The 25,245-nt window shown below is 62.8% G+C and carries 23 protein-coding genes; 14 read left to right on the plus strand and 9 right to left on the minus strand.

The annotated features are described in order from the left end of the window. The first annotated feature begins 153 nt into the window (after positions 1-153). Together D1F64_RS06965 and D1F64_RS06970 are read left to right on the plus strand one after the other, a co-directional pair. On the plus strand, positions 154-1,053 hold the full coding sequence (locus D1F64_RS06965) for a DMT family transporter (RefSeq protein ID WP_205470681.1): 900 nt from the start codon (positions 154-156) through the stop codon (positions 1,051-1,053). Between the two features lie 68 nt (positions 1,054-1,121). After that, positions 1,122-1,715 (plus strand): LysE family translocator, encoded by a 594-nt coding sequence (locus D1F64_RS06970; protein WP_117411835.1) that lies wholly within the window; start codon positions 1,122-1,124, stop codon positions 1,713-1,715. An 8-nt stretch (positions 1,716-1,723) separates the two neighbouring features. Here the strand turns inward: D1F64_RS06970 and D1F64_RS06975 are convergent, their stop codons facing one another. Continuing rightward, on the minus strand, positions 1,724-2,215 hold the full coding sequence (locus D1F64_RS06975) for a class I SAM-dependent methyltransferase (RefSeq protein WP_117411836.1): 492 nt from the start codon (positions 2,213-2,215) through the stop codon (positions 1,724-1,726). Positions 2,216-2,303: 88 nt separating this feature from the next. Beyond that, a complete protein-coding gene (locus D1F64_RS06980; protein ID WP_117411837.1) occupies positions 2,304-4,724 on the minus strand; it encodes a Tex family protein in 2,421 nt (806 codons plus the stop codon). 799 nt (positions 4,725-5,523) lie between these two features. Between D1F64_RS06980 and D1F64_RS06990 the strand changes: the two genes are divergently transcribed. The 4 genes from D1F64_RS06990 to D1F64_RS07000 all read left to right on the plus strand — a co-directional run bounded on the left by D1F64_RS06990 (position 5,524) and on the right by D1F64_RS07000 (position 7,609). Further along, positions 5,524-5,940 (plus strand): cytochrome c, encoded by a 417-nt coding sequence (locus tag D1F64_RS06990; RefSeq protein WP_162901369.1) that lies wholly within the window; start codon positions 5,524-5,526, stop codon positions 5,938-5,940. Further along, a complete protein-coding gene (locus D1F64_RS23185) occupies positions 5,937-6,083 on the plus strand; it encodes a hypothetical protein (protein WP_162901370.1) in 147 nt (48 codons plus the stop codon). Before D1F64_RS06990 ends, D1F64_RS23185 begins: the two co-directional genes overlap by 4 nt. Before the next feature lie 2 nt (positions 6,084-6,085). Continuing rightward, positions 6,086-6,577 (plus strand): DUF411 domain-containing protein, encoded by a 492-nt coding sequence (locus D1F64_RS06995; protein ID WP_248304649.1) that lies wholly within the window; start codon positions 6,086-6,088, stop codon positions 6,575-6,577. 381 nt (positions 6,578-6,958) lie between these two features. Then, the gene (locus tag D1F64_RS07000) at positions 6,959-7,609 is read left to right on the plus strand and encodes a L,D-transpeptidase (protein ID WP_117414481.1); all 651 of its coding nucleotides are present in this window, start codon (positions 6,959-6,961) and stop codon (positions 7,607-7,609) included. Positions 7,610-7,672: 63 nt separating this feature from the next. Here the strand turns inward: D1F64_RS07000 and D1F64_RS07005 are convergent, their stop codons facing one another. Further along, positions 7,673-8,950: an FAD-dependent oxidoreductase gene (locus tag D1F64_RS07005; protein ID WP_117411841.1), complete on the minus strand. Its 1,278-nt coding sequence runs from the start codon at positions 8,948-8,950 to the stop codon at positions 7,673-7,675. 226 nt (positions 8,951-9,176) lie between these two features. On the opposite strand from D1F64_RS07005, the gene D1F64_RS07010 reads away from it, so the two are divergent. The 5 genes from D1F64_RS07010 to D1F64_RS07030 all read left to right on the plus strand — a co-directional run bounded on the left by D1F64_RS07010 (position 9,177) and on the right by D1F64_RS07030 (position 12,663). Beyond that, positions 9,177-9,752 carry a rhodanese-like domain-containing protein gene (locus D1F64_RS07010; protein ID WP_205470682.1) on the plus strand — a complete coding sequence of 192 codons (576 nt, stop codon included), beginning with the start codon at positions 9,177-9,179 and terminating at the stop codon, positions 9,750-9,752. A 186-nt stretch (positions 9,753-9,938) separates the two neighbouring features. Continuing rightward, the gene (locus tag D1F64_RS07015; RefSeq protein ID WP_117414482.1) at positions 9,939-10,454 is read left to right on the plus strand and encodes a YeeE/YedE thiosulfate transporter family protein; all 516 of its coding nucleotides are present in this window, start codon (positions 9,939-9,941) and stop codon (positions 10,452-10,454) included. Next, complete coding sequence (locus D1F64_RS07020) at positions 10,451-11,107, plus strand: DUF6691 family protein (protein ID WP_117411843.1); 657 nt, start codon at positions 10,451-10,453, stop codon at positions 11,105-11,107. Before D1F64_RS07015 ends, D1F64_RS07020 begins: the two co-directional genes overlap by 4 nt. Positions 11,108-11,363: 256 nt before the next feature. Continuing rightward, positions 11,364-11,801, plus strand: coding sequence for a sulfur transferase domain-containing protein (locus D1F64_RS07025; RefSeq protein ID WP_117411844.1), 438 nt, complete (start codon positions 11,364-11,366; stop codon positions 11,799-11,801). 97 nt (positions 11,802-11,898) lie between these two features. Further along, positions 11,899-12,663 (plus strand): hypothetical protein, encoded by a 765-nt coding sequence (locus D1F64_RS07030; protein WP_117411845.1) that lies wholly within the window; start codon positions 11,899-11,901, stop codon positions 12,661-12,663. Positions 12,664-12,713: 50 nt separating this feature from the next. Here D1F64_RS07030 and D1F64_RS07035 read toward each other — a convergent pair whose 3' ends face one another. Continuing rightward, positions 12,714-14,768, minus strand: a complete 2,055-nt coding sequence (locus tag D1F64_RS07035) for a PAS domain S-box protein (RefSeq protein ID WP_162901371.1) — start codon at positions 14,766-14,768, stop codon at positions 12,714-12,716. 853 nt (positions 14,769-15,621) lie between these two features. Between D1F64_RS07035 and D1F64_RS07040 the strand changes: the two genes are divergently transcribed. Beyond that, complete coding sequence (locus D1F64_RS07040; RefSeq protein WP_205470684.1) at positions 15,622-16,188, plus strand: hypothetical protein; 567 nt, start codon at positions 15,622-15,624, stop codon at positions 16,186-16,188. 20 nt (positions 16,189-16,208) lie between these two features. Further along, complete coding sequence (locus D1F64_RS07045) at positions 16,209-17,879, plus strand: HAMP domain-containing methyl-accepting chemotaxis protein (RefSeq protein ID WP_117411847.1); 1,671 nt, start codon at positions 16,209-16,211, stop codon at positions 17,877-17,879. A 140-nt stretch (positions 17,880-18,019) separates the two neighbouring features. Here the strand turns inward: D1F64_RS07045 and D1F64_RS07050 are convergent, their stop codons facing one another. The 3 genes from D1F64_RS07050 to D1F64_RS07060 all read right to left on the minus strand — a co-directional run bounded on the left by D1F64_RS07050 (position 18,020) and on the right by D1F64_RS07060 (position 21,335). Then, positions 18,020-18,418, minus strand: a complete 399-nt coding sequence (locus tag D1F64_RS07050) for a response regulator (RefSeq protein WP_117411848.1) — start codon at positions 18,416-18,418, stop codon at positions 18,020-18,022. Further along, positions 18,366-20,621 (minus strand): PAS domain S-box protein, encoded by a 2,256-nt coding sequence (locus D1F64_RS07055; protein WP_117411849.1) that lies wholly within the window; start codon positions 20,619-20,621, stop codon positions 18,366-18,368. The genes D1F64_RS07050 and D1F64_RS07055 overlap by 53 nt, the downstream gene beginning before the upstream one ends. Positions 20,622-20,927: 306 nt before the next feature. Then, a complete protein-coding gene (locus D1F64_RS07060; RefSeq protein ID WP_117411850.1) occupies positions 20,928-21,335 on the minus strand; it encodes an Hpt domain-containing protein in 408 nt (135 codons plus the stop codon). 612 nt (positions 21,336-21,947) lie between these two features. Here D1F64_RS07060 and D1F64_RS07065 point away from each other — a divergent pair. Next, a complete protein-coding gene (locus D1F64_RS07065; protein ID WP_117411851.1) occupies positions 21,948-22,358 on the plus strand; it encodes a response regulator in 411 nt (136 codons plus the stop codon). A gap of 697 nt (positions 22,359-23,055) precedes the next feature. Here the strand turns inward: D1F64_RS07065 and D1F64_RS07070 are convergent. Then, positions 23,056-24,222, minus strand: coding sequence for a hypothetical protein (locus tag D1F64_RS07070; protein ID WP_117411852.1), 1,167 nt, complete (start codon positions 24,220-24,222; stop codon positions 23,056-23,058). Positions 24,223-24,253: 31 nt separating this feature from the next. After that, entirely contained in the window at positions 24,254-24,688 is a 435-nt protein-coding gene (locus D1F64_RS07075; protein WP_162901372.1) for a hypothetical protein, read from the minus strand. Positions 24,689-25,245 lie beyond the last annotated feature (557 nt).

Raw genomic sequence — 25,245 nt, forward strand, 5'->3', positions numbered from 1 at the left:
TCAGCGCGGTGGATTGCGCCACCGCAGGCGACGCCCGCGCAAGGGGGCTTTGCAGTGCGCGGGAGTCGGATATAAGGGCGTGAAGCGGAGCGGACATTCGCCACACGGGGAGACCGGCGCTCAGACGCGGCGGCCAAGCAAGGATCTCACGACATGAGCGAGGCGCCGGCCTTGGTGAAGACCAGCGGCATGCATGCCGTGGACAACCACCCCCTGCGTGCCGCGGCCTGGATGGCGCTGGCGCTGGTGTCGTTTTCGGCCATGGCGGTGGGCGGGCGCGAGGTCACCGGCGATCTCGACACGTTTTCGCTGATGTTCTGGCGCAGCGTGATGGGCTTTGCAATCGTCTGTGCGGTGGTGGGCGTCTCGCGCAAGTTTGCGCAGATGAAGACCCAGCGCATCGGACTGCACCTCACCCGCAACGTCTTTCATTTCACCGGCCAGAACCTCTGGTTTTATGCAATCGGCATCATTCCGCTGGCGCAGGTCTTCGCGCTGGAATTCACCACGCCGATCTGGGTCGCGGTGCTGGCGCCGTTGTTCATCGGCGAGCGGTTTACCCTGTGGCGGCTAGGCACAACGGCGATCGGCTTCATCGGCGTGCTGGTGGTGGTGCGTCCGGGCATGACCGCCATCGGCATTGGCGAGATGGCGGCGCTTGCCGCGGCCATCTGCTTTTCCTTCAATGTCATGACGACAAAGGCCCTTTCGCGTACGGAAACGACACTGTCGATCGTTTTCTGGATGACGCTGACGCAGGCCGTGATGGCCTTTGTCATCATGCTGGGTCAGCCGAAAATTCCGCTCATGATCAACGTGCCCTGGGTGATCGTCGTGGCGCTGGGCGGGCTGACGGCGCATTTCGCCATGGCGCGCGCCTTCCGTTATGCCGATGCCTCGGTGGTTTCGCCGATGGACTTCCTGCGGTTGCCGCTGATCGCCGTGGTTGGCATGATCTTCTATTCCGAGGCGCTGGACCCATATGTGTTCATCGGCGGCGGGCTGGTCTTTCTGGGCAACTACCTCAACATCTGGCGCGTCGGACGGCGTTAGCCTCGCCCGGACATGCGAATGCGGCGTGCCGCATCAGGCGCAGCCATGGATCGGTGATGGGAACTGGGATGCAGGATCTGTTCGGCTTTATCCTCGCTGGACTGGCGCTGACCGGAAGTCCGGGCCCCAACACGCTGAGCATCGCCGCCGTGGGCGCGGCCTTCGGTCCCCGGCGCGGCGCGGCCTATCTGGGCGGTATTCTCACCGGCATGGTGGCGGTCATGGCGGTGATCGCGACCGGGTTGGCCGGGCTGATGCTGACGCTGCCTGGCGTCGTGCCGGTGGTGAGCGTGGCCGCGGCGCTGTATTTCGTCTATCTCGCCTGGCGCATCGCCAGTGCGCCGCCCTTGGACGGGGATCCTGCCGGCCGGCGCGAGCCGACGTTTTCGGGTGGAGCCTTCGTCTCGCTGGTCAATCCGAAGGCCTATGCGGCGATGGCGGCGCTTTTTTCCGGCTTCGCGCTGATCGGCGCGCATCCCGTGTGGGACGTCGTTCTGAAGATCGGGGTTCTCGCGCTCATCATCATGCTGGTGAACATCGTCTGGCTGCATGCGGGCGCGGCGATGACCCGGTTTCTGCGCAGCCCGCGCGCCAGCCGTATCGTCAACGTCACCTTTGCCGTGCTTCTGCTCGTCTCGGTGGGCGCGTCGCTTCTGCTCTGAGCTGCCGCTCAGCCGTGCTTGCGGTACAGGTGATAGCGGCCCGGGCGAATGCCTTCGGGCAGATCCATCGGGTCGAAACCATCCAGATCCAGTTGAAGGCCCGAGAGCACGTAGCCGCCGGGACCCAGGTGCCGGTCGATGAGCGGCGACAGCCACGCGCAGGTGGCGAGATCCGTGGTCGGATCGCCGGAGCCGAGGTCGCAATGGATCAGCGCGGCCTTTGCGCCGATGCGCGGCCCGCAGAATTCCAGCGTCTCGCGGATTTCGCCGACGATCATGTGATGGTCGTCGGGCACGCAGCTGGGGTGGCAGTAGAGGTTGCGGTCGAACGCAAAGATCTCGCGGCCGGGCAGGATCTCGCGCAGATGGTCGAACGTGCGGCCGTTGCCCAGGCCCAGTTCCAGAACCGGCCCAGCGACCGGCGCGATCCATTCGGCAATCCGCTCAAGCAGGATCTTCTGGGCCGTCATGCGGCGGATGAAGCTGTCAAGCCGGCTCATGCGGATCCCTTGGCCAAAATACGAGTGGAATCTGCATAGCCGCCGGTTGGCGCCAGGTCAAACGCGATTGGCCCTGGACGCCTTCCGCTCAGTCCTTGCGGCTCTTGGCCATCGCGGCCGCGAGCGCCGCCGCCATGGCGCTGTTGCCGCCGGACGCATCCGGCGACGCGCCGCGGCTTGCCTGGCCGCCGGGTTTGCCCTGGGCGCCGCGGTTCGGCTGATTGTTGTTGCGCTTCGGCTGCGCCGGGCGCTCCTTGCGCGCATCCGCGTGGGTCTCGCGCGCGGCGCCCGTGTCCTTCTTCATGGTGAGCGCGATGCGCTTGCGCGGCAGATCGATCTCGAGCACCCGCACGGTGACGACCTCGCCGGTCTTGACTACGGCGTGCGGGTCCTGGATGAAGCGGTCGGCCATCTGCGAGACGTGCACCAGCCCGTCCTGATGCACGCCGATGTCCACGAACGCGCCAAAATTGGTGATGTTGGTGACGGTGCCTTCCAGCATCATGCCGGGCTTCAGATCCGCAATGGTCTCGACGCCGTCCTGGAAGGCGGCGGTCTTGAACTCGGGCCGGGGGTCGCGGCCGGGTTTCTCCAGTTCCTTGAACAGGTCCTGCACCGTGGGCAGTCCGAAGCGCTCGTCGGTGAATTCCGACGGATCGAAGCCGGCGAGAAGCTTCGCGTCGCCCATCAGTTGGCGGATGTCGCGGCCGCAGGCATTGACGATCTTCTTGGCCAGCGGATAGGCCTCGGGGTGAACCGAGGAGGCGTCGAGCGGGTTGTCGCCGCCGGTGATCCGCAGGAAGCCGGCGCATTGCTCGAACGCCTTGGGGCCGAGGCGGGCGACCTTCAGCAGCTCCTTGCGGTTCTTGAAGGCGCCCGACGCGTTGCGGTGATCGACAATCGCCTGCGCCAGCCCTTCCGAAAGGCCCGAGATGCGCGCCAGCAACGGCGCGGATGCCATGTTGAGGTCCACGCCGACGGCGTTCACGGCGTCTTCCACCACCGCGTCGAGCGCCCGGGCGAGGCGGGCCTGGTTGACGTCGTGCTGGTACTGGCCGACGCCGATGGATTGCGGCTCAATCTTCACCAGTTCCGCCAGCGGGTCCTGCAGGCGGCGGGCGATCGAGGCCGCGCCGCGTAAACTCACGTCCACGTCGGGCATTTCGCGCGCGGCGAGGGCGGAGGCGGAATAGACGGACGCGCCGGCCTCGCTGACGATGACCTTTGTGGGCTTCGTGGCGCCGGGCAGCATCTTGATCAGCTCGGCGGCCAGCCGGTCGGTCTCGCGGCTCGCCGTGCCGTTGCCGATGGCGATGAGATCCACGTCGTGTTTGACGACCATCGCCTTGAGAGCGGCCAGCGCGCCCTGAACGTCGTTGCGCGGCTGGAACGGATAGACGGTGGATGTGTCGATCAGCTTGCCGGTGGCGTCCACCACGGCGACCTTCACGCCGGTGCGGATGCCCGGATCGAGCCCGAGCGTCGCGCGGCGGCCGGCGGGCGCGGCCAGCAGAAGGTCCTTGAGGTTGCGCGCGAAGACCCGGATGGCCTCTTCCTCGGCCTTCTCGCGCAGGGTGTTCATGAGGTCGAGATCGAGATGCAGCGCGATCTTCACCTTCCACGCCCAGCGGGCGCAGTCGGTGAGCCACTTGTCGGCCGGGCGGCCGCGATCGGCTATGTCGAACGCGCCGGCGATCATCATTTCGGGCTGCGACAGCGCCTTGGCGTCCGCCGCCTCACCGGTCTCGCCGTCCATGGCCAGATCGAGCGCCAGGATGCCCTCGTTGCGGCCGCGGAAAAGCGCCAGCGCGCGGTGGCTGGGGATGTCGGCCCATTTCTCGCGGTACTCGAAGTAATCGGAGAACTTGGCGCCTTCCGTTTTCTTGCCTTCGACGACGCGGGACTGGGCGACGGCGTTGCGCATGGCGAAGTCGCGCAGGCGGCCGATCAGCGCGGCGTTCTCGGCGAAGCGCTCGGTCAGGATCTGGCGGGCGCCATCCAGCGCCGCCTTGGTGTCGGCGACGTTCTTGTCCGCATCCACGTAACCCGCTGCCGTTGCCTGCGGATCGAGGGCGGGATCGGCGAGCAGGCTGTCGGCCAGCGGCTCCAGCCCCGCCTCGCGCGCGATCTGCGCCTTGGTGCGGCGCTTCTGCTTGTAGGGCAGGTAGAGATCCTCGAGCGCCGCCTTGGTGTCCGCGGCGCGGAATTGCCCGGCCAGTTCCGGCGTCAGCTTGCCCTGCTCCTCGACCGATTTCAGGATCGTCGCGCGGCGGTCCTCCATCTCGCGCAGATAGACCAGCCGCTCCTCCAGCGTGCGCAACTGGGTGTCGTCGAGCCCGCCGGTGGCTTCCTTGCGGTAGCGCGCGACGAAGGGAACGGTGGAGCCTTCATCCAGCAGCTGCACGGTTGCGGCGACCTGCTCCGCCCGGCAGCCGATTTCGCCGGCGATGCGCGCGGCAATGCCTGAGGCGATCTGGGTCGGGGAGGGGGCTGCGGCTGTTTCGGTCATGGTCACTCGAGATGTCGACGGATAATGAAATGCCGATCTTCAGGCTGTGATCGCAAGCCCGTGGAATCGACGGGAACAGACGATAGGAGGCCGCATGGCGCAATGCCAGCGCGGATGGCGCGAAACGCACAACTGCGTATGCCGGCGGCGAGCGGCGTGGTGGTCCGGCGTTGCCAGCGGGCTGCGGAATGACTCTGTTGTGATCGCTGACGTGTTGCCTTTGGCCGGCATTGGCGCTACCCAGATTTCATGATCGCGCGCGCATGTTCATTGCGGATTCTGCTGGCATTGCTTCTCGCTCTCTCGAGCTTCGGGGCGGTGGCATCGCGTGCGTTTGCGGGCCAGCCCGAAGCGGGGTCCGCCTATGCGGCGCCCTCGCACACTCAGGCGCATGCCGCCATGATCAAGATGCCTGAAGCGGCGCATCCGTGCGCGGGCGGCCCCTGCCCGGACATGGCGGGTGGTCGCGATCAAGACTGCACGTATTCCGAGGTTCATTGCATGCCCGCCGGAGTGCTGGCGGACCGCGGCACGATGACGTTGCGCGCATGGGTGCGCGCCAGTTTGGCGGCTGCCGGCTTGAAACGGTCGTCTTTATCCCAGTTTTCTCTCGATCCGCCTCCTCCGAGGAGTTGAGCGCGGACAATACGGATTGCGCTCCGGCGCTGAGGCGAAGGCGCCTCGTCTGCGCCGTTGCGCACGCGCTGCCGCATGCGTCACGGCGCAGGCTGTGGCCGGAATCCGATTGTCCATCGGTCGCATTTGGATCCCCGGACAGGATGAGAGAATGAATTTTTACATGAGAACGACAACGCGCATGGCCTTGATTGCCGGAATTCTTGCAACGGCAAGCAGCATGGGACTTCAGCAGCATGCCTTTGGGCACGACGGGGCGACGGGCGTCGTCAAGCAGCGCATGGAGATGATGGGAAACCTCGGCGGCGCCATGAAAGCGCTCGGTCACATGATTTCCGGCAAAGTTCCCTTTGACGCGGGCGCAGCAGAGAAGGCGGCCGCGGTCTTGCGCACGCATTCCGGCGGCGATCTGACGGAGCTGTTTCCGCAAGGCAGCGTGAAGGGCACCAGCGAGGCGCATGAGCGAATCTGGGACGAGTGGGCCGAATTCGAACAATTGGCCGATGATCTGGAGCTCTATGCGGATGCCCTTGCGGTGTCGTTGCAGCGCGAAGGCGGGGGCTGGGGAGCGGCGGCATGAGGATGTCGAATCCAGGCATGGGCGGTATGATGACGGGAACCGCCAGCGCCGCGGAGCTGGCGGATATGCCGCCGCGCGGGCTGTTCACCATGGCGGCGCAGACCTGCAAGAGCTGCCACGCCCGCTATCGGGAGAAGAAATAACCATGCGTCGCATCAGCAATGGAGACAGTCCCATGAACCGTATTGCAATGTTTGTAACGGGAGCCTTCGCCGCCGGACTCATGGCGGCTCCCGCAGCCCATGCGGAGGGCGTAAAGCCGCCGATGACGGTCATCAAGTCGCCCTGGTGCGGCTGCTGCACCGCCTGGGTGGAGATTGCCGAAACCGCCGGATACACGGTCAAGATTGTGCATCGGGAGGATTTCGTTCCGCTCAAGCGCCAGCACGGCGTGCCCGACGACCTGGCGGCATGCCACACCGTGCTGGTTGACCAATATGTCGTGGAAGGCCATGTGCCGCTGGAGGCTGTTGACCGGTTGCTCAGCGAGCGGCCGGAGATCCGCGGCATCGCTGTCGCAGGCATGCCGGCAGGCTCCCCCGGGATGGGAGATCATGGGGATGCCTATGACGTTGTGACGTTTCAGCCGGGAACGGTTGAAGGCAGCACCGTCTGGATGTCGGTTCCCGCGCATTGATCCTTGAAAGATGCCGAGCGGACCGCTCGCGGGCGGCCCGTTCCGCGGGCCTCGGGAACCGGAAGCATCCGCAATCGTTATCCTTGCGAACAGATCAGCGGCGTCGCCAGGATATGAATGTCTATTCGGGGGGTGTCGAAGGGCGGAGACCGGGCGGTGGTGCCCGAATTTCGGCCCTGACTGTGTGGAGGGGACGCTGTTCCGCGTTTTCGACAAGGTTTCGCCTGGAAAGGCGCAGGGATCAGGTCTCGCGTGTCGGTCCCGGATTGGAACTCAACGGTGAGAAACAACATGCCCAAATCGACGAATGTTCTTCCGGAAGGTGGCCAGCGCGGCGCTGGATTTTTGAATGATGAGACGGACGGGGCGCCCGGCGGGCAAATGACCCGCCGGGCGCTTCTGGCCGGCGGCGCCTCGCTCGCGCTCGCGGGCTGCGCTGGCGCACCGCGCAGGGGCCCCTCCGCGTCGGCGGCATCTCGCATCGATCCCTACTACGTCTCGATGTATTCCGCCCAGAATGATGGCGGCATCATCGTGCCCGCGGTCCCGCTCAACCGCATCGACCCCGTCTACTATCGCCAGGTGGTGTCCTACCCGGCGCCGGAACAGGCGGGAACGGTCGTCGTCGATCCGCGCAACACCTTTCTCTATCATGTGCGTGGCGACGGCACGGCGGTCCGCTACGGCATCGGCGTCGGTCGTGAGGGGTTTTCCTGGTCCGGCAACGCAACGGTTCGCGACAAGCAGGAATGGCCGAAATGGCATCCGCCCGCCTCGATGATCGAGCGGCAGCCGGAACTCTCGAAATACGCCAATGGCGGTATGGACGGGGGATTGGCCAACCCGCTGGGCGCCCGAGCGCTGTACCTCTATGAGGGCAATCGCGACACTCTTTACCGGATCCACGGCACCAACGAGCCGTGGAGCATTGGCCAGGCAGTGTCGTCCGGCTGCATCCGCATGCTCAACCAGGACGCGATCGATCTCTACAACCGCGTGCCGCTCGGCACTCCGGTGATCGTGCGGGCATAGCGCCGGCCCGGACGCGCCACGGATGCGGGATCGCCTGTTGCGATCCCGCCGTCCCGTGCCGGGCTATTTTGCCTTCAACTTGCCGCCCATGTTGAGCGTCTGCATGACGATCTTCTCGTAGTAGGGCTCGGTCGTGCCCTTGCGGATCTTGCGCAGGAAGTATTTTTCGAACGCGATCTTGGCCAGATGCACCCATTTGCCGCTGGCCGACCAGTTGACGTTGCGCGGCGGATTCTGCGGCTGGGCGACGAAGACCACGCCGCCGTCGCCGAAATCCGCGAGGCAGATGGCGTTCCACGACCCCTCGTTGGTCGGTGTTTCGCCCGCGACGATCTGTTTCAGGTTCTGGGCGATGGCCGTCACCATGCTTTCGATCATGTAGCCGGTCTTGGGCACGCCGACGGGAACAGGCGTCGCCTCGAGCGGCGCGATGGCGATGCAGACGCCCGCGCCGAAGACGTTGGGATATTTCGGATTGCGCTGGTGCTTGTCGACGATGACGAAGCCGCGCGGATTGACCAATCCCTCGATGTCGCGCACCGCCGGGATACCGCGGAAGGCCGGCAGCATCATCGAGTAGTTGAACGGCAGTTCCTGCGTCTTCTTGGCGCTGCCGTCCTCGTTGTGCTCGGTGACGGTCATCGTGCCGTCCTCGACCTTGTCGACCTTGGCGTTGGTGATCCAGCGGATGTGCCGCTCGCGCATTTCGCTTTCCAAAAGACCCTTGGTGTCGCCGACGCCGCCGAGGCCTAGGTGACCCACGTAGGGTTCGGCGGTCACAAAGGTCATCGGCACCTTGTCGCGGATCTTCCGCTTGCGCAGGTCGGTGTCCATGATCATCGCGAATTCATAAGCCGGGCCGTAGCAGGACGCGCCCTGCACCGCGCCGACGACGATCGGCCCGGGATTGGCGCAGAAGGCCTCCCAGGTCTCGGCGCCCGCGGCGGCATGCTCGACATCGCACACGGAAGCGGTGAAGCCCTCGGGCCCCAGCCCCTCGATCTCGTCGAAGGCCAGCTCGGGACCGGTGGCGATGACAAGATAGTCGTAGGCGATCGGCTCGCCGCTCGACAGAGCCACCTTGTTGTCTTCCGGCATGACCTTTTCAGCCGATGCATGGATGAAATCAACGCCATGACGCGGCAGGGTGGTGGCGAGATCAATGGTGATGTCCGCCTTGGTGCGCCATTTGACGGCGACCCAGGGATTGGAGGGCGTGAACTGGAAGTAGGGTGCCTTGGACACCACGGTGACCTTGTGCGACTTGCCCAGGGCTTCGTGGATTTCATAAGCCGCAGAAACCCCGGCGATGCCGCCGCCGAGAATAACGATATGAGCCATGATCGTGTCTCCTGATGCCTCGCGGCACTGCGTGTTGCGCGTTCCCCCCGGCGCAGATGCGGACCGGTGCTGCCTGATTCCGCCCGCGCGCCCCGGTCATCGCCATTCGCGGATGACCTTGTTGCTCCCCATTGAACGGGATTGTCCGCCAATGTCTTTGCGCTGGCGCAATTCTTTTGTTATCATATGCGTATATTAGTATGTAATAATTTGATGGAGGAACGCAATGAGACAAATGACGAGGGTCGCGCTTCTGGCGCTGCTGGCTGGCATGGCCTGCGCCACATCCCCGGTCCTGGCGGAGGAGGGGCTCAAGATGATCGGCGACATGCGCTCGCTCACGGTGCAGACGGAGGAGGGGCCGGTCGAGATCACCCGGACGCGCAACGACGTGATGCTGATCGGCGGCGTGCTGCAGCCGATCGTGCCGGTGCCGGGCGTGGTGCCTGTCGGCGAGGTGGAGGTTCTGGAAGCGTTGACCGACGACAGCTTCCGCGTCGTCGACATGCGCACGGTGGAATGGCGGGTGAAGTCCACCATTCCCGGCTCCATGCACATCCCCTACACCGAAGTCGCGCAGCGGCTGGATGAGCTTGGCTGCGCGAAAGAGGGCGAGACATGGGATTGCGCGGACGCGCTCAAGGTCGTCGCCTTCTGCAACGGCCCCGCCTGTCCGCAAAGCCCGCAGGCCATCAAGGCGATGGTTCGCGAGGGCTTTCCGCCTCAGAAGATTTACTACTATCGCGGCGGCATGCAGGACTGGACCGTGCTGGGTCTGACCACGGTGGAGAACCTGTTCTGACGCCGCGCCGATCCGCCGCACCGGCCTGTCTGCGGGCAAGGCGGGGCCATGCCACGCCTTGCCCGCGCCTGGAGCGCGAGACCGGGTGATGCGGGGAGGGGACCTTTGTTCCATTGCAATAATATGAACATTAGTATATAATAATATAATAAATCAAATCGCACTCAAATGGGGAGTTGGATGCTGATGACAGCAGGTCCTCGTCCGTTCTGGCCGCCGCTCGCTGCGGGCCTGGCCCTTGGACTAGCACTACTTTTGACCTTCGTGATCACCGGCCATGGTCTTGGGGCCTCGGGCTTCGTGACGCGGCTCGCGGCGCAGATCAGCGCCTGGCTGGCACCGGAAGCGACGCTCGCGAACGCCTACTTCGGTCCCTTCGTCAAGGCCGGCGCGGTGCTTGCCAGCTGGATCACCTGGGAAGTGATCGGCGTGCTGATCGGCGCCTATCTCGGCGCCCGCAGCGCCGGACGTTCCAGCGTGCAGATCGAGAAGGGGCCGAATGTGTCTCGCGGCCAGCGGCTCGCCTACGCGTTTGCCGGCGGCGCGCTCGTCGGCTTCGGCGCACGGCTGGCGCGCGGCTGCACCAGCGGCCTTGGCCTGTCCGGCGGCGCGACGCTGGCGGTCGCCGGCTTCGTCTTCCTGGCCGGCTTCTTCATCGCCGGCTTCCTCGTCAGCATGCTTGCGCGGAGGGTCTGGCAATGAGCATTCCGTTCTATGACGGCGGCGTCGCCAGCGGCCTGCTGGCGGGCGTCCTGTTCGGATACGTGCTGGAAGCGGCCGGCTTTGGCAGCGCCCGCAAGCTGACGGGTCAGTTCTCGCTCAAGGACTTCGCCGTCTTCAAGGTGATGTTCACCGCGGTCCTCGTGGCGGCCGTTGGTCTCTATCTGTTGCGCGTGGGCGGCGTCATTGCCGGTAACGCCGTTTTCGTGCCGACGCTGTTCTTCTGGGCGATCGCCGCGGGCGGGATGCTGATCGGCGCGGGTTTTGCGCTTGGCGGCTACTGCCCCGGCACCTCCATCGTCGGCCTCGCTTCCGGGCGCATCGATGCGCTGGTCTTCGTGGCCGGCATGGTCGGCGGAACGGCGGTCTTCGCCTATGGCTTCGAGCCGATGACCGGCTTCTACTTCGCCGCGAAAGGGCCGGATGCCCAGCGCCTGCCCGATCTTCTCGGTCTGCCGGAATGGCAGATCCTGGCCGGGCTGATCGTCATCGCGATCCTCGGATTCCGTCTCGGCAGCAGACTGGAACGCGCCCGCGGCGGCCCGTTCACGGCCGAGGACGTCTGCGTGCCCGGCGACGCCGCCGGCGCCAAGAACAACCCCACTCCCAGCACACAGGCAGGATACGTCTCATGAAGAAATCCACCCGCAAGAGCTTGCTGAAGGCGGCCCTGGTTCCCGTTACCGCGATCGCCGTTGGCGCCGCCGTTCCCGCCGCCGTCAGCGCCCAGGCCACCAATCCCTGCGCCCCGCGGCAGCCGCGCCGGTCAATCCGTGCGCTCCGGCCGCCGCCGCCCCGGCCGCGGCGCCCGCAGCCGAAGTCCCGGCCGCGCTGCCGAAGGATCTCTACGATACGACGACCAAGTACAAGCAGGCCGTCTACGGAAACGAGATGCCCAACATCGTCAGCAACTACCTGCGCGCCACGCCCTATATCGGCACCGGCGGCGTGATCGAGCCGACCGGCATCGAAATGCTGGCGGGGCTCGGATTCAAGACGATCGTCAACCTGAACACCGAGGAAGAAGGCGCAAAGGCGGAAGGCCCGCTGGTTGAGAAGGCCGGCATGAGCTACATCAACATCGCCGTGCCGACCAAGGCGCCGAGCAACGATCAGGTGGCGGAGTTTGCCAAGATCGCTGCCGATCCGAACAACTATCCGATCCTGGTCCACTGCGAGTCGTCCAACCGCGTCGGCGCGCTTTGGGCGCTCTACCGCGCCTCCACGGGCATTCCGAAGGACATCGCCATCCAGGAAGGCCGCACGGTGGGTCTGAAAACGAGCCGCGAGGCGGCGGTGCGCGAACAGCTCGGCATGCCGCCGCTCTGAGCGGAACGCCGATACGCCATGCGGGGCTGGCCACCGGCCGGCCCCGTTTTGCTTTGGGAAAGCGTCCGCAAGCCATGTCCGAAGGAGGATCGATGCCATGTCTGCCGAAGCCGCTGCCGTGAAGACAAGGGCGGCCGACGCCGCAGGCCCCGATCTAGCGCGGCTTTCGCCGGAGCGGCTGGAGGCGATGCACGACGCGGCGGCGACGGTGCTCGAATGCGAGCAGGCACTCGCCAAATCCGGCATGAGCGTCGTCTCGGAGGTTCTGCGCGGGCAGGGCGACTTCGTCACCTGGGAGCGCTACCCGAAGGGCGACATCGTCGATGCCGAGACGCACAGCCAGTATTTCTATCATGCCCATGCGGCCGAAGAGATGACCGAGGGCGAGAATGGGCACTTCCATCTCTTCGTGCGTCCGGCGGAAATCGCGCCGGGCCTTGAGCCTTGGGACCTGCCCGGCGCCGTCGTGCCGCAGGATGAGCGCGCGCGCTTCGCTCATATCGGAGCAATCAGCGTCGACAGCCACGGCCGCCCCTTGCGGATCTTCACCACCAACCGCTGGGTCACCAACGAGACGCTCTATCGCGCCGCCGACGTCATCGACCTGATCGACCATTTCGCCATTCGCCTGGCGCATCCCAACTGGGCGGTGAGCCAGTGGCTCAACGCCATGGTCGTGCTCTACAAGCCGCAGCTGGAGAGCCTCCTGCGCCGTCGTGACGCGGTGCTGAACGAATGGGGCGCGGCGCATCCGGGCGAGGACATGCTGGAAGACCGCCGGTTACAGAACATCGGCGAGATGGTGATCGGCCATGCGCAGCAGATTGCCGCGATCGAGGCGGTCTTGCCGGCCGGAGCGTAGAGGCCGCGGGCCGGAGCGCCGGCGCGTGAACGCCAGGTCCGGCCCATTCATCAGCCCAAGGCTGGGTCTTCCCCGGCGTCCAGCGCCGCGCGGATGGCGACCGCCAGTTCCGCCTGATTGTACGGCTTGCCAAGCAGGTTGGCCTTCAGCCGAGTCCACTCGCCGCGGCTGCTCTGGGAGTGTTCTTCATGCTTGGGGGTGAAGCCGCTGGTGAGCAGCGCCCTCAGCCCGGGATGGATATCCCGGGCGAGCGTGGTCAGCTTGTAACCGTCGATGCCGCCCGGCATCACCACGTCGCTGAACAGCAGGTCGATGTCGTCGTGCTGCCTGAGCAGCCGCAGGGCCTGTGATCCATCGCTGGCGTGCCGGACCGTGTAACCCAGACGCTCAAGAACGGCTGCGGCGATGGCGATCAGGCCCGGCTCGTCATCGACAACCAGGATTGTTTCGTGGCCGCGCGGGAGTGGGGCGTGCGTATCCTCCGCCGGCGTCTCCGTGACCTCGCCCAGGCGGGCGCGGGGGAGGAACAGGCGGATCGTGGTTCCCTCGCCGATCTCGGAATAGATCTTCATGTGCCCGCCCGAGCGCTTGACGAAGCCATAGACCATCGCCAGCCCGAGACCGGTGCTCGTGCCGCGGGGCTTGGTCGTGAAAAACGGCTCAAACCCCTTCGCCTTCACGTGCTCGGACATGCCGCAGCCGGTGTCGCTGACGGAAATCATGACGAACTCGCCAGCCTGGCTTTGCGAATTGTGCGAGGCGCAAGCCTCGTCCAGCCACTTGTTGGCGGTCTCGATGATCAGCGACCCGCCTTCAGGCATTGCGTCTCGGGCGTTCAGCGCAAGGTTGAGAATGGTCTCCTCGAAGCCGCCCGGGTCGATTTCCACAGGCCACAGCGGATCGGTCAGAGCGAGCTCCACGTCGATCGACGCGGTGAGCGAACGTTGCAACAACTCGTCGAAACCGCGAATGATGTCATTGAGATGGTGCAGGCCGGAGACCGGATTTTCACCCTGCGAGAACACCATCAGCTTGCGCGTGATCTCAGCGCCGCGCGTCGTGCCCGCCAGCGCGCTGTCGATGAGCTTCACGGCCGGGCTGTTCTCGTCGATCTCCAGGCGGAGGATCTCGAGGTTGCCCATGATGATGCCGAGAATGTTGTTGAAGTCATGCGCGATGCCGCCGGTCAAAAGGCCCATGGCATCCATTTTCTGGGCGCGCAGCAATTGCTCCTGCAAGGCCTTGATCTCGGTGGCGTCGGTCAGCGCGCCCAGATACGATCCGTCCTCCCCTGTGTCGATTGCACCGACCCTCATCTGCACCGGGAAGGCATCGCCGTTCTTGCGCAGTCCGATGGCGTCGATGGGCCTGCCGGCGACCTTCGGATCGGCCGTCTGGAACAGATGCTTCAGTTCGGCATCGCGGTCACCGGGCAGCCCGTCGGCGAGCAGGGTGGATACGTTGCGGCCCACCGCGTCGGCCGCGTTCCAGCCGAATATGGCCTCCGCACCGGCGTTGAAGGTTTCGATCGTGCCTTCACTGGAGTAGATCACGAGCCCGATGGGGAAGTTCTCGAAGGCCGAACGGAAGCGTCTTTCGCTGCGTTCCAGTTCGGCCGTGCGGCGCCTGATGGTCTCGTCGAGGACCCGCGCCTGCTCGATGAACCGGATCTGAGGCTCGATGTCGGGGCTGATGTTCTTCGCAAAGATCGCCAGCCCGCGGACGGTGCCGCCGGCGTCGCGCAAGGGCATGATCTCCCGTTTCAGCCAGGTTCGTGTCGCCTCCGTCTGATCAACATCGTCATCGTAGCTGACGATCGCCTCGCCATCGAGCGCGCGCCGATGCAGCGCCTTCCCGTGTTCGGGGATCTCGGGAGACAACTCGTAGTGCGAGACGCCAACATAATCCTGGTGTTCCAGCCCGTGGTCCGACAGCCACTGATTGCTCGCGGCCATGTAGCGCATGTCTGAATCGAAGAGAGCGACGGACTCTGGAAATATACTTAGTAGATATCGCAGTTGCGGGATGTCGAAATTCAATGACTCATAGTCGAGCCATCTGTCGGTCCAGCTAAATGTTTGCGGAGCGTTTGCGTTGTGGGGCAAGAGAGTCTCAATGTATGGTGACAGATCCCGCGAGTTTTCAGTATATAAGCAATATATATTCACATTTTGTGAATCCAATTCGTCGGAAAACTTGTAGAATAACGTATATCGACCATCCTCAAGGATATGTGCGTTGATCCCGCGCGTCAGACGGCGTCGCGCGTGGTGTAACGCGATTTGGTCACGGGTGATCCGGACCACGCCGCGTCGCTCTTCTCAGATCATTGTGGAGGCACACGATCATGCACGAGACCCCCGGCGTGTTCATCGCGCGCCGTGTGGCGGACGACATGACAGCGCCAGGGCACTCGGCAGGGTTTTGTTTGCGTTGCACCGTGACTGTCCTCCGAGCGGACAGGTATTTGGTATACCAGGAGCCGGGATTGAACGTTGTGGAGAGAGCAGAACTTAAAAAAGGGAAATTTAAACAACCATTTAAATGTGTGGCTACATGAAAAAGAAGGAAGTTGGCAGCTTTATATTTTGATATTGCGTTGGAAATACAGATTATTTGGTGCGAGAAACAAAGAGTGGGATTGTATCCAATTTAATTAGATTTGTAAAAAACAGTCGATGACTCTAGGTATATTTTCGAGCGGTATCAGGCTTGGTTGTTGCGACATTAAAAACTTAAAAATATTGGCATGATAATCGATTTTATTCGAGATCGTTGTTTGTATGGTATCTTATGAATTGCCTCAATGCGTAGTTGTCCATAGGCGTGTTCGAAAAAAATACAAAGCGGACTTTCGTTATTTACTTGAGGTTAATTCCGCGTCGGCATGATCCGGCGAATAAAAGCAATAGAACGATATCCCTAGAGTGGAGACGCACGATGAACTTCCGACTTTTGATGATGCCGCTCGCCGCAGCGGCAATGGGACTGGCCGTCTGTTCGGCCAGCGCCAATGAATTTGCACCGCAGCTGACCGAACTGGCGAACGGCGACATCGCCGCAATTGCCCAGTCGGCCGAAGTTGTTGCCGCGGTGAAGGCCCAGAATGCGGAAACCTCCGGCTATGACCAGGCAAAGATCGACGCGCTCGACAAGCAGTGGCGCGCCGAGGTTGGCGCGTCCGATCAGCCGCTGATCAGCGCCACGCTGGCCAAGCCCGCGTCCGTATTCCTCGCCGGCAAGCGCGAGGCCAGCGGCGGGCTGTTTTCCGAGATCTTTGTCACCGACGCCAAGGGCCTGAACGTCGCCCAGAGTGACGTGACCTCCGACTACTGGCAGGGCGATGAAGCCAAATGGCAGAAATCGTTCCCCATGGGCGCCGGCGCGATCCATCTGGGTGACGTCGAGCAGGATGAATCGACCCAAGCCTATCAGAGCCAGGTGAGCATGACCGTTACGGATCCGGATTCCGGCGAGCCGATCGGTGCAATCACCGTTGGTGTCAACGTCGAACTCTTGAACTGAACAAAGGGAGGGCGGAGGTCATGAAGATGCCGAAAGCACTTAAGAACGATGCAAAGGGGAATGGCAGCAGCCCAAGGCGTACGTCGATACGCTTCAAGATCACGGGCTATGCCTTCCTGTGCTTGTTCGCTGGTTTCCTCGTGGCCTCCGGCCTCGCCTTCTGGTCGTCGAATAAACATGCGGCCCACGATATCGAAATCGCGCAGCGACAGGTGATTAGCCTCGCCGCCGGCCAGATTTCGGGCGGTGTGCGCTTCAAGAAAGCCGACGCAATCGACGCACTGTTCGCCAGCCTGCGAGATGACGTGAATTTTGAAGGCGCCTACTTCATTGCGCTTGACAACGACGGTGCGGTGATCTCGCAGTTGGCTGTCATCGAGGCGCAGGCCGAACACGCCATGAAGTTCGCCAAGGCGGCACTCGTAGAGAAAACAATTATTTTCTCGGGCGCGACGGACCTTCAGGTCGCTGCCGCACCGGTCTTCTTTGGAAAATCCGAAGAGCCGATCGGTTCTGTCGCCTTCGTCCGCGACTACACGGAGTTCTTTTCGAGCCTTCGCCAGGAATCGATCATCATCTTCGTCGTAACGATGGTTCTTGGCGGCGTCTTCCTGGTGGCCTTCAACATCCTTGTCGGGCGCTCCGTGACGTCACCGATCCGTGGCCTGACCGATGCGATGAAGCGGCTTGCCGATGGTGACACCGGGCTTGAACTCGACAGCGGCAAGCGCAACGACGAACTCAGCGACATGATGGGCGCCGTCGCCGTCTTCCGCGACAACGCGATCGAACGCTCCCGTCTTGCATCGGAGAGTGAAATCGAGCAGGCAGCCCGTCAGAAGCGCCAGCAGACCGTCGACAGCCTGATCGGCACCTTCCGCACGGAAATTCGCGAACTGCTGGACGCCGTCGGCGCCAATGCCGACAACATGCAGGAAACCGCGCGCACCCTGACCGGCATTGCCAATGAGACGTCCGGGCAGGCTGCCGGCGCCAAGTCGGCCTCCGAGGAAGCTTCCAGCAACGTGCAGACCGTGGCCGCGGCCGCGGAAGAACTGGCGGCCTCGATCGAGGAAATTTCCCGTCAGGTCACCACGACCACTGACATCGTTGGCCAGGCGACCGCGAATGCTGCCGCTACGGACTCCAAGATTGGCGGCCTCGCCACAGCAGCCTCCAAGATCGGCGACGTGGTCAGCCTGATTCAGGCGATTGCTGAACAGACCAACCTGCTGGCTCTCAACGCTACGATCGAGGCGGCACGTGCCGGTGAGGCCGGCAAAGGCTTCGCGGTTGTTGCTTCCGAAGTGAAGGAACTGGCGACGCAGACTTCCAAGGCGACCGAAGAAATCGGGTCGCAGGTTGCTGCAATCCAGGCGTCGACTGAAGAGGCTGTGGAAGCTATCCGCCTGATCACCGAGACGATGGACAAGGTCAACGAGTACACGTCGTCTATTTCGGCGGCCGTCACCGAGCAGGGGGCCGCCACCACGGAGATCTCGCGCAACGTCCAGGAAGCCGCGGCCGGTACACAGTCGGTGGTCGCGAACATGAACCATGTCACCGGCGCGGTCAGCGAGACGATGGAGTCGGCCAATCAGGTTCTGGTTGCCTCCGGCGAGGTCAACGAACAGAGCGGCAAGCTGCGCCTGACCGTCGACAGCTTCCTTGAGCGGGTCGCCGCCGCCTGACGTCTGTCAGCAGGCAGTCTTCAAGGACTGCGTTCAATACAAAATGGCCGCTCCGGATATCCGAAGCGGCCAAGGGCCCGCCCGGGAAACCGGAGCGGGCTCTTTTCGTTGAGGTCCGTCAGGCGGCGGGCAGGCGCGGGTCAGGCGAGGAGCTGCCTGGAATGCGCCGCCCAGATCTCCTCGATCCGCTGTGTCAGCGTCGCGGGATCAAAGGGCTTGGTCACCACGCCGACGGCGCCGGTGTCCATCAGCCAGGCGATCTCATGGGCCTGGGCCTTGGCGGTGATGAAGATCGCGGGAATGTTCATTGTTTCCGGGCGGAGACGGAGCTCGGCAAGGGTTTCGGGACCCGTCAGGCCCGGCATCATCACATCGAGCAGGATCAGATCAGGGGATTCGTGCGCGGCCTTTTCGAGCGCTTCGGCGCCCGATGCATAGGACACCACATCGTAGTTGCCGATTGCCGAGAGGATGATGGAAACGACCTCACGAATATCCGGCTCGTCGTCCGCGTAGACAATCTTCCTGAGTTGCGGCATCTGTGCTTCCTCTCGCGATCCGGTTTGGCTGCGGGTCATGTTGCTGGGGGTCACGAGGCCCGTTTCCGGTCTTCTTGGGGGACTGGATGTGGTCTTTCGTTTCCGTCAGATCGACGTTGAATGTGGTTCCCTTGCCTTCTTGCGTCACGAAGTGGATGGAGCCGCCGTGCATGTCGACGATCGCCTTGGCGATGCTGAGCCCCAAACCCGTGCCACCGCGCGATCGGCCGTCGGACGCGTCGCTCTGAGTGAATTTTTCGAACAACTGGCTGTGAAACGCGGGCGGAATGCCGGGACCATCGTCGGACACCGAGATGCGGATCGCGCCATCAAGGCGTTTGGTGCTGACGCGCACCGTTCCGCCGTCAGGCGAGAACTTCACCGCGTTCGACATCAGGTTGGCCATCACCTGGACGAGCCGTCCCTTGTCGGCGAGCAGCAAGGCCGACAGCGCGGCGCCGGTGCGCTTGATACGGATGTCGCGATCCTCCCCATAGTGTTGGCAGGAGGCAATCGCCTCGTCGAGGAAGGCGTTGAGGTTGACCGGCTTCATCTTGAACCCGACGGTGCCGGATTCGATTTTCGCCATGTCGAGAATGTCGTTGATCAATAGGATCAGCCGGTCGCAATTGTTCGCCGCAAGCGTCAGCATCTTTGCGGCCTTTTCCGGCAACGGGCCGAAGGCGCCGCTTTGCAGGATGCCCAGAGACCCCTTGATCGACGTGACAGGCGTGCGCAATTCGTGGCTGACTGTGGAGACGAACTCTTGCTTGATCCGTTCCACCTTCTTGGATTCGGTGATGTCGCGGAACGTGCTGATGTAGTTGGTGACCTCGCCGGTGTCGCTGGTCAGTTCCGTGGTGGTCATCCACGCGGGGAAGATCTCGCCGTTCTTGCGCGCGTCCCAGACCTCGCCTGACCAGATGCCGTTTTCGGTCAGGCTTTCCCAGATGGTGGCGAAAAAATCGTGGTCGAGGCTCTCGGTGCGGCTGATCCGCCGCGTCTGTCCGATCACGTCATGGGCCCCGAAACCGGTGATCCGAGTGTAGGCGGGGTTCACCTGCACCACCTTGTTCTCGGAATCCGTGATGACGATGGCATCACCGATGTTCTCGAACACGCTCTGCGCCTGAAGCGATTTCTGCATCAGCGTCTTTTCCGCCGAGACGTCGCGCATCAGCATTGTATAGCTGTCGGCGCCGTCGAAGACGTAACGGCTTATGATCAGTTCGATGGGGAACAATCGTCCGTCCTTGCGCACCGCATCGATGTTGAGCTGGAATTCCAGCCGCTCATCGGCGGGACGGGACCTGCAGTCCTCCATGAGGGCCGTGAACGGCAGTCGGCTCGGCGTGTCCATCAGAATGCAGATATTGTTGCCGATCACATCCTCCGCCGCGTGGCCGAAGATCCATTCCGCCGGGGCGTTGAACTCCAGGATGGTTCCATCCGCCTCGAAGGTGGTGACCGCGAGCGCCACATTGTCGAAGATCGATCGCATGCGCCGTTCGCTGAACTTGACCTCGTCATAGTAGCTCTTCAGCCGCGCCGACATCCCGTTGAACGCGCGGATGGTGTCGGCGATTTCGGCATCGCCGCTGACGGGAACCTGTTCTCCCGAGCCGCCATCGGCGATTCTGCTGCTGGTTGCGCGCAGGGTCTGCAATTGGCGCGTCAGGTGGCTGCCGAAGACATAGGCGAAGACGATTGTCACGAAAATGCCGATCCCCGCGATGATCATGAATTCCATGACCGAGGACGAAATCATCGTGTTGATGAAGGCGGTGCTCACGCCAAGTTCCGCCCGGCCCACCGTCAGGCCGTTCTCGACAATCGGCGCGGAGGTTTCAAAGATGTCGTCGTCCCGTGTCCGGACCGTGCGGTCGGCCACAAAGGCCTGGCCGGGCACGTCACGCAAGTCGATCGCGATCAGGATATTGCCATCGACGTCCTTGAGCCGCGCATAGATCACACCCTTCTCGGTGGCCACTTCGTCGAGGGCCGTCTGCATCAGAGAGTGTTTTCTGAACACCACCGCATTGCCCGAGATCACGGCGAACGCACGGGCAAGCGTCTGGGCGCGCTGCTGCAGCGACTCCTCGTTCGAACTGCGTAAAATGTCGATGCTGCCCAAGACCAGGCTCAGCAGGAGCACGCCTTCAATGGCGGCAATTCCCAAAATGGTCTTCAATCGAAAGGACATGGTTCCAGCATCTCAGGGTGGGCATGGTTCGCGTGCCGCCGACGGTGCGGTGCGACTGTCTCGGGTCGTATATGGCACCCCTCCCGGAACGTTTCGACCACGATGTATTCCATGGTCGGATCGTCGTTAGTCGGAAGAAAATAGCGCATATATTGATGTTTATGCGTAACTATATGTCCATATATTACATGCCTGTATGGAAATTATATTCAAACTTTGTGAACATATTCTCCAGTTGCGGTTTCAGAGTGTCAAAAACATGCGGATATCTCAGAGAGAGTGCTCCGGCGAGATCATCCGAGGCGCTCAAACCTTCAGGGTCTCGATCGTCGCGCACAGGTGTTCCACAAGCGCCTGAATCCGCTCGGATACGCCGGGAGCAGTCTTCGGGAGGGCGGACGCTCTCGCGACGGTGGATGCGCCGGCGGGGAGTCCGGAATGGCGGGGAAGCACGGCGTCGATGCTCACCTCGAGTTCGGAGGCGATGGTGCTTATCTCGGGGAACCCGAATGTGCCGCCGCGCCCGGCCAGTCTGTGGGCGAGGGTCTGGATGGCGCTCAGGGCGGCGCCGCGGGCTTCGTCGTTTTGTTCGTGATGAGCCGTTGCGCCGAGCGCGCGCAGCGTCCTGGCGTCCGCGATCGCCTGCTGCCTGAAGGCGAGCGCGAGCTTGCGCAGTGGATCCTCAAGGGCAGTCGACGTCTGCGAGCCGGTCATGACGTTTCCCTGTTGTGGCGGGAGCGGGTGCGGCTGGCGGCCCGTGGTTGAGGCGACCGCGCCCGCCGCCGCTTGATTGTCTTGTTGTAAGCATCGTATGCGATTTCATATTAACAATATGCTTATCGCACTTTCAAAAGGGGCGATTTGCCGAAAATTAATCTGCAATACTACGTGTATTGTAATAAAAATACTTGAAAGTTGTTATAATAAAGTCCGGAGTTTCTTAAGGTCCGGCGCGGGCTGCGATGCAGGTGTCGGCGCGGGGAGCCCGTCGAGCCACACAGCGCCCATTGATGCGCCCCGGGTTGTCATTCCGCATGAAAGGTATTCGGTACGAATGATGTCCTGTGCCGTTGCTGTTGAGTGTCGGTCTAAACTACGTATTTGTGTATTGTTGTAATGTTTAAAGTGCCAATGCTGTATATGAAACATAGTAAAAATTCGAAAACAACCATAATTTAACGATTCCGAGTTTATGTAGTGATGGTAGATCGATGATTCAGGGGGAAAGATGGCAACGGCGTTGCCTGTTGCTGGAGTGTGGAACGTCATTGTTTGTCGCCTAAGAGCGAGGGTGTTCCGGACGGAAGATGGAATTGGAGTGGCGTTGTGAGCGCACAAGAGAAAATTCTGATCGCCGATGACGATATGTTGCTTGTCTCGTTGCTCGAGCACAAGTTGCGCCAGAAGGGGTACGACGTTGTAAGCGTCTACGACGGCCAGTCGACCCTGGATCAGGTTGCGACCTTCATCCCGGACCTGCTGATCCTCGATGGCATGATGCCGCACCTCGACGGGTTTCAGGTCCTGCGTGAACTGAAGGCGGACGATCGCTGGGCGACGATACCGGTGTTCATGCTCACCGCGCGCAGGATGGAGAACGACGTCGTGGAAGGCCTGTCGCTTGGCGCGGCGGACTATCTCGTGAAGCCATTTTCGCCGGACGAACTCGTCGCGCGCATCGCGCGTGCTCTGAACAGCGGCGACGCCAAGGGAAATGGCCGGGCGGCCGCCGTCTGAGGGGCTCCGCTCGGTTATTCAGTCTGGCGGCTCGGCCGCGGTGGATCGGTTCCGTTTCCATGCCGCCAACGGCTCTGTCATGTTTGCCGCAGCATGATCCTCGTCAGGCGCCTGCCGGCGAGGCCCGCGTGTGGGCGCCGCCGGTTGTAACAGTCCATTCAGGAACCGATGCCGCCGCGCGCCTCGCCGCCGGTGTGATGGACACCGAAGCAGGATGCGATCTCCTGTCGGAAGGCCCGCCATGCAACGAAGGCATCAAGGCGGCCGGCATCCAAGGTGTTCTCGGCCAGTCGAGGGCGCTGCCGGCTTCACGTGCGTGAGGACCGCGCCGGCCCGCGCCGGGCGACAGGGCCGGCGTCTCGCTCTTCATCGGACGCCCAGTCCGACGCCGGCTGCGAACAATGGCGCGGGAACCCACGCTCCAGCCCACATGACCTTTCCCGCCCGGGAGCGCGCCAGGCCGCACAGCACGAACTCGGTCGAATGGCGGGATCAAGCGGCGCACCGGAGTGGCCGGCATCTTGTCCAGACAAGCATGCGCGATGATCCCCTCACCAGCTTGCCTGCCATGGCGCGCTGACCGGCCCGCCGCAGAGCGCGGCCGTCGACCGTCAGCCACGCCACGGGACACGAACAATCTCCAACCCAAGCCGGAGGCACGTGGCGGGGAGGCATCAAAAAGAACGCCGATGACGGTTCAGTGATCGTCACTGGCGTCGAATCGTGTCTCCAATCTTTCGATGCGAGCATGGAGCTGCGCGATATAGATATGCGCCTTTTCCAGCTCATTCAGGATGCCGCCGACCTTTCGGCTAATGTTGAACGGAGCGTCCTCCGGCGTCGGACCGACGTTTGGCAGGTGCCGGTTGGCCCACATCGCGGCCGCTTGCTGTTCGATCGTCGGCAACGCATAGCCGGCGTCAAAGACACGGTCGCAGCCACCGCTGCAGCTTCCCGATGTTGTGATCTCGCCATCAATCGTCAGGTTCCCGTCGGCATCGAGGGCGAGTTCCTGGTTGTCGCCGTCGACGATGTTGATGCGGTACTCGCCGGAGATGTTGTTGGTGTCGATCGACAGGCCGTTTGTCGTCATCCGGTATGCGATGCCGCCGGTTCCGGCGTTGTTCAGCTCAAGCATCGTCAGGAAGTCGGAGCCAGTGCCCAGATCGCCGACAAGAAGTTTCGCGGTGCCGTCGCTCCGCTCGACATTCAGAGCAGCATCGGGAGACGACGAGCCAATGCCGACGTCGCCATCCACATCGATGAAGATGGAACTGCTCGGCGCGCCGGGACGAATGCGCAGCGGCAGCGTGCTGCCGTTGCTGACATCGCGGACGAAAAAGTTCGTCTCGTTGCCCGCCACGTCCCAGGTCTGTGGCGCGAAGCCGGCAGTCCCGTCCTGCTGAAGACGCACGGTGGCGGTGTCGCCGTCAACGATATGCAGCTCCGTCGATGGCGTGGAGGTGCGGTTGCCGATGCGGCCGCCATCATCGACGTAAAGCGAGTGCGAGCGCGCGTTCGCCTCGATCGTGAACGGCGTGCGGCCGCCGCTAATGTCGTCGATGGAGAATTTTGACGTGCCGCCGTTGGCGCTGTCGTTGATGGTGATCTGCCAGTCATTCCTGGGGAAGCTCGCTGCGGTGCTCGTGTCGTCAAACTTGATGCGCAGGTTGTTTTCCTTCAGCCGGATCGTGTCGAAACCGAAGCTTTCGCCGTTGACGCAGTCAAAACCGATGCAGGCGCTGCCATCGACGATGAGATCGTCGAGGATGACGAAATCCGCCAGCGCCTGGCTGGCTGCGAACAGGGTGCCGATGCTGACGATAGTGGCGCCGGCCTTCCCGAAGTGTTTGAAATCACTCATATCAAAATTCCTTCCGGTCAGAGTCCAGGCCCTATTTTTCCTCTGGAATATCCTCGTGTTTCACGATGACGCCGTCCTTGACGATGAACGCGCCGCTCGTGGAAACACCCACGAGGCGTTCCTTGGCGATGTCGCCACGGCCGTTGTCCAGCGCGGTCCGGATCGGCGCGACCTGCCGCGAGGCCGCCGTGACCCGGTAGCGATAGACGCCGTCGTCGTACTCATCGATCTTGCGAAGATCGATGGCCGGCGGCTCGCGCCCGGAGAACTGGTCCGTGTAGAATTCATTGGGTCCGGAAATGGACAGCATCATGTTGGTGTAGGGACCCTTGGTCTCGACAATCACCGCGGTATCGGTGAACTTGATCGTTGCCTCCAGTCCCTGGGCCGAGACGACTTGTGGACTGACCGCGGCGCCAAGCCCCGCAGCCAGAATTGCCGCCAAACATGCTGAGACGCGTTTCATAATGCTTCTCCTCGACAATAAATGTTTCATACGACGCGCGGCGCGACCTTGGCGCGGACAGCAAGACAACGTCCGGTGAACCGGACCGCGCCCATTGGGGCCATCGCCGATTGTTGTCACCGCGCAAGGGGCGGCCGGTTTGAGGCGTCGCAACGACGCGGTGACGCACGGCTCAAACCGCGTGAGAGCGCAGCGGCCCGATGCGCGCGCGACCCCGCGGCGTCAGGCAGGACATCGCGCGGGGCAAAAAACGTCCTGCCGCCGCACAGCCGGGAAACGTCCGGCCCATTTTCGAAAGCGGCTGGCCGTCCCGCGGAAGGCCACTTCTCACCGGGTGCTCACTGAAACCATCGTTCCCAAGGAGGAACGCCGGACGTGCCCGATGCACAATCAATCATGCGGGTCCGATTGCGACCGCGCACGGGAAGTAAATATCCACCTCACCAGCATTGATAATTCAATGTCACAAAAATCTCTGTGATATTTGTCAATATATTCGCTACTCGCCGGCAGATTTTTCGGATGAATATTTCCATTCTGCACGGTAAGTGATGCGC

The sequence above is a fragment of the Breoghania sp. L-A4 genome (assembly GCF_003432385.1).
In the GTDB taxonomy this organism is placed as follows: Bacteria; Pseudomonadota; Alphaproteobacteria; order Rhizobiales; family Stappiaceae; genus Breoghania.

Excerpts from the sequence above, each read along its gene's own strand:
- D1F64_RS07020 (WP_117411843.1), top strand. The coding sequence starts at position 10,451 with ATGAGCATTCCGTTCTATGACGGCGGCGTCGCCAGCGGCCTGCTGGCG.
- D1F64_RS07045 (WP_117411847.1), top strand. The coding sequence starts at position 16,209 with ATGAAGATGCCGAAAGCACTTAAGAACGATGCAAAGGGGAATGGCAGC.
- D1F64_RS06980 (WP_117411837.1), bottom strand. The coding sequence starts at position 4,724 with ATGACCGAAACAGCCGCAGCCCCCTCCCCGACCCAGATCGCCTCAGGC.
- D1F64_RS06970 (WP_117411835.1), top strand. The coding sequence starts at position 1,122 with ATGCAGGATCTGTTCGGCTTTATCCTCGCTGGACTGGCGCTGACCGGA.
- D1F64_RS07010 (WP_205470682.1), top strand. The coding sequence starts at position 9,177 with ATGAGACAAATGACGAGGGTCGCGCTTCTGGCGCTGCTGGCTGGCATG.
- D1F64_RS23185 (WP_162901370.1), top strand. The coding sequence starts at position 5,937 with ATGAGGATGTCGAATCCAGGCATGGGCGGTATGATGACGGGAACCGCC.
- D1F64_RS07040 (WP_205470684.1), top strand. The coding sequence starts at position 15,622 with ATGATGCCGCTCGCCGCAGCGGCAATGGGACTGGCCGTCTGTTCGGCC.
- D1F64_RS07000 (WP_117414481.1), top strand. The coding sequence starts at position 6,959 with ATGACCCGCCGGGCGCTTCTGGCCGGCGGCGCCTCGCTCGCGCTCGCG.
- D1F64_RS06990 (WP_162901369.1), top strand. The coding sequence starts at position 5,524 with ATGAGAACGACAACGCGCATGGCCTTGATTGCCGGAATTCTTGCAACG.
- D1F64_RS07030 (WP_117411845.1), top strand. The coding sequence starts at position 11,899 with ATGTCTGCCGAAGCCGCTGCCGTGAAGACAAGGGCGGCCGACGCCGCA.
- D1F64_RS07060 (WP_117411850.1), bottom strand. The coding sequence starts at position 21,335 with ATGACCGGCTCGCAGACGTCGACTGCCCTTGAGGATCCACTGCGCAAG.
- D1F64_RS07005 (WP_117411841.1), bottom strand. The coding sequence starts at position 8,950 with ATGGCTCATATCGTTATTCTCGGCGGCGGCATCGCCGGGGTTTCTGCG.
- D1F64_RS06995 (WP_248304649.1), top strand. The coding sequence starts at position 6,086 with ATGCGTCGCATCAGCAATGGAGACAGTCCCATGAACCGTATTGCAATG.
- D1F64_RS07075 (WP_162901372.1), bottom strand. The coding sequence starts at position 24,688 with ATGAAACGCGTCTCAGCATGTTTGGCGGCAATTCTGGCTGCGGGGCTT.
- D1F64_RS07070 (WP_117411852.1), bottom strand. The coding sequence starts at position 24,222 with ATGAGTGATTTCAAACACTTCGGGAAGGCCGGCGCCACTATCGTCAGC.
- D1F64_RS07015 (WP_117414482.1), top strand. The coding sequence starts at position 9,939 with ATGACAGCAGGTCCTCGTCCGTTCTGGCCGCCGCTCGCTGCGGGCCTG.
- D1F64_RS07055 (WP_117411849.1), bottom strand. The coding sequence starts at position 20,621 with ATGTCCTTTCGATTGAAGACCATTTTGGGAATTGCCGCCATTGAAGGC.
- D1F64_RS07050 (WP_117411848.1), bottom strand. The coding sequence starts at position 18,418 with ATGCCGCAACTCAGGAAGATTGTCTACGCGGACGACGAGCCGGATATT.
- D1F64_RS06975 (WP_117411836.1), bottom strand. The coding sequence starts at position 2,215 with ATGAGCCGGCTTGACAGCTTCATCCGCCGCATGACGGCCCAGAAGATC.
- D1F64_RS06965 (WP_205470681.1), top strand. The coding sequence starts at position 154 with ATGAGCGAGGCGCCGGCCTTGGTGAAGACCAGCGGCATGCATGCCGTG.
- D1F64_RS07025 (WP_117411844.1), top strand. The coding sequence starts at position 11,364 with ATGCCCAACATCGTCAGCAACTACCTGCGCGCCACGCCCTATATCGGC.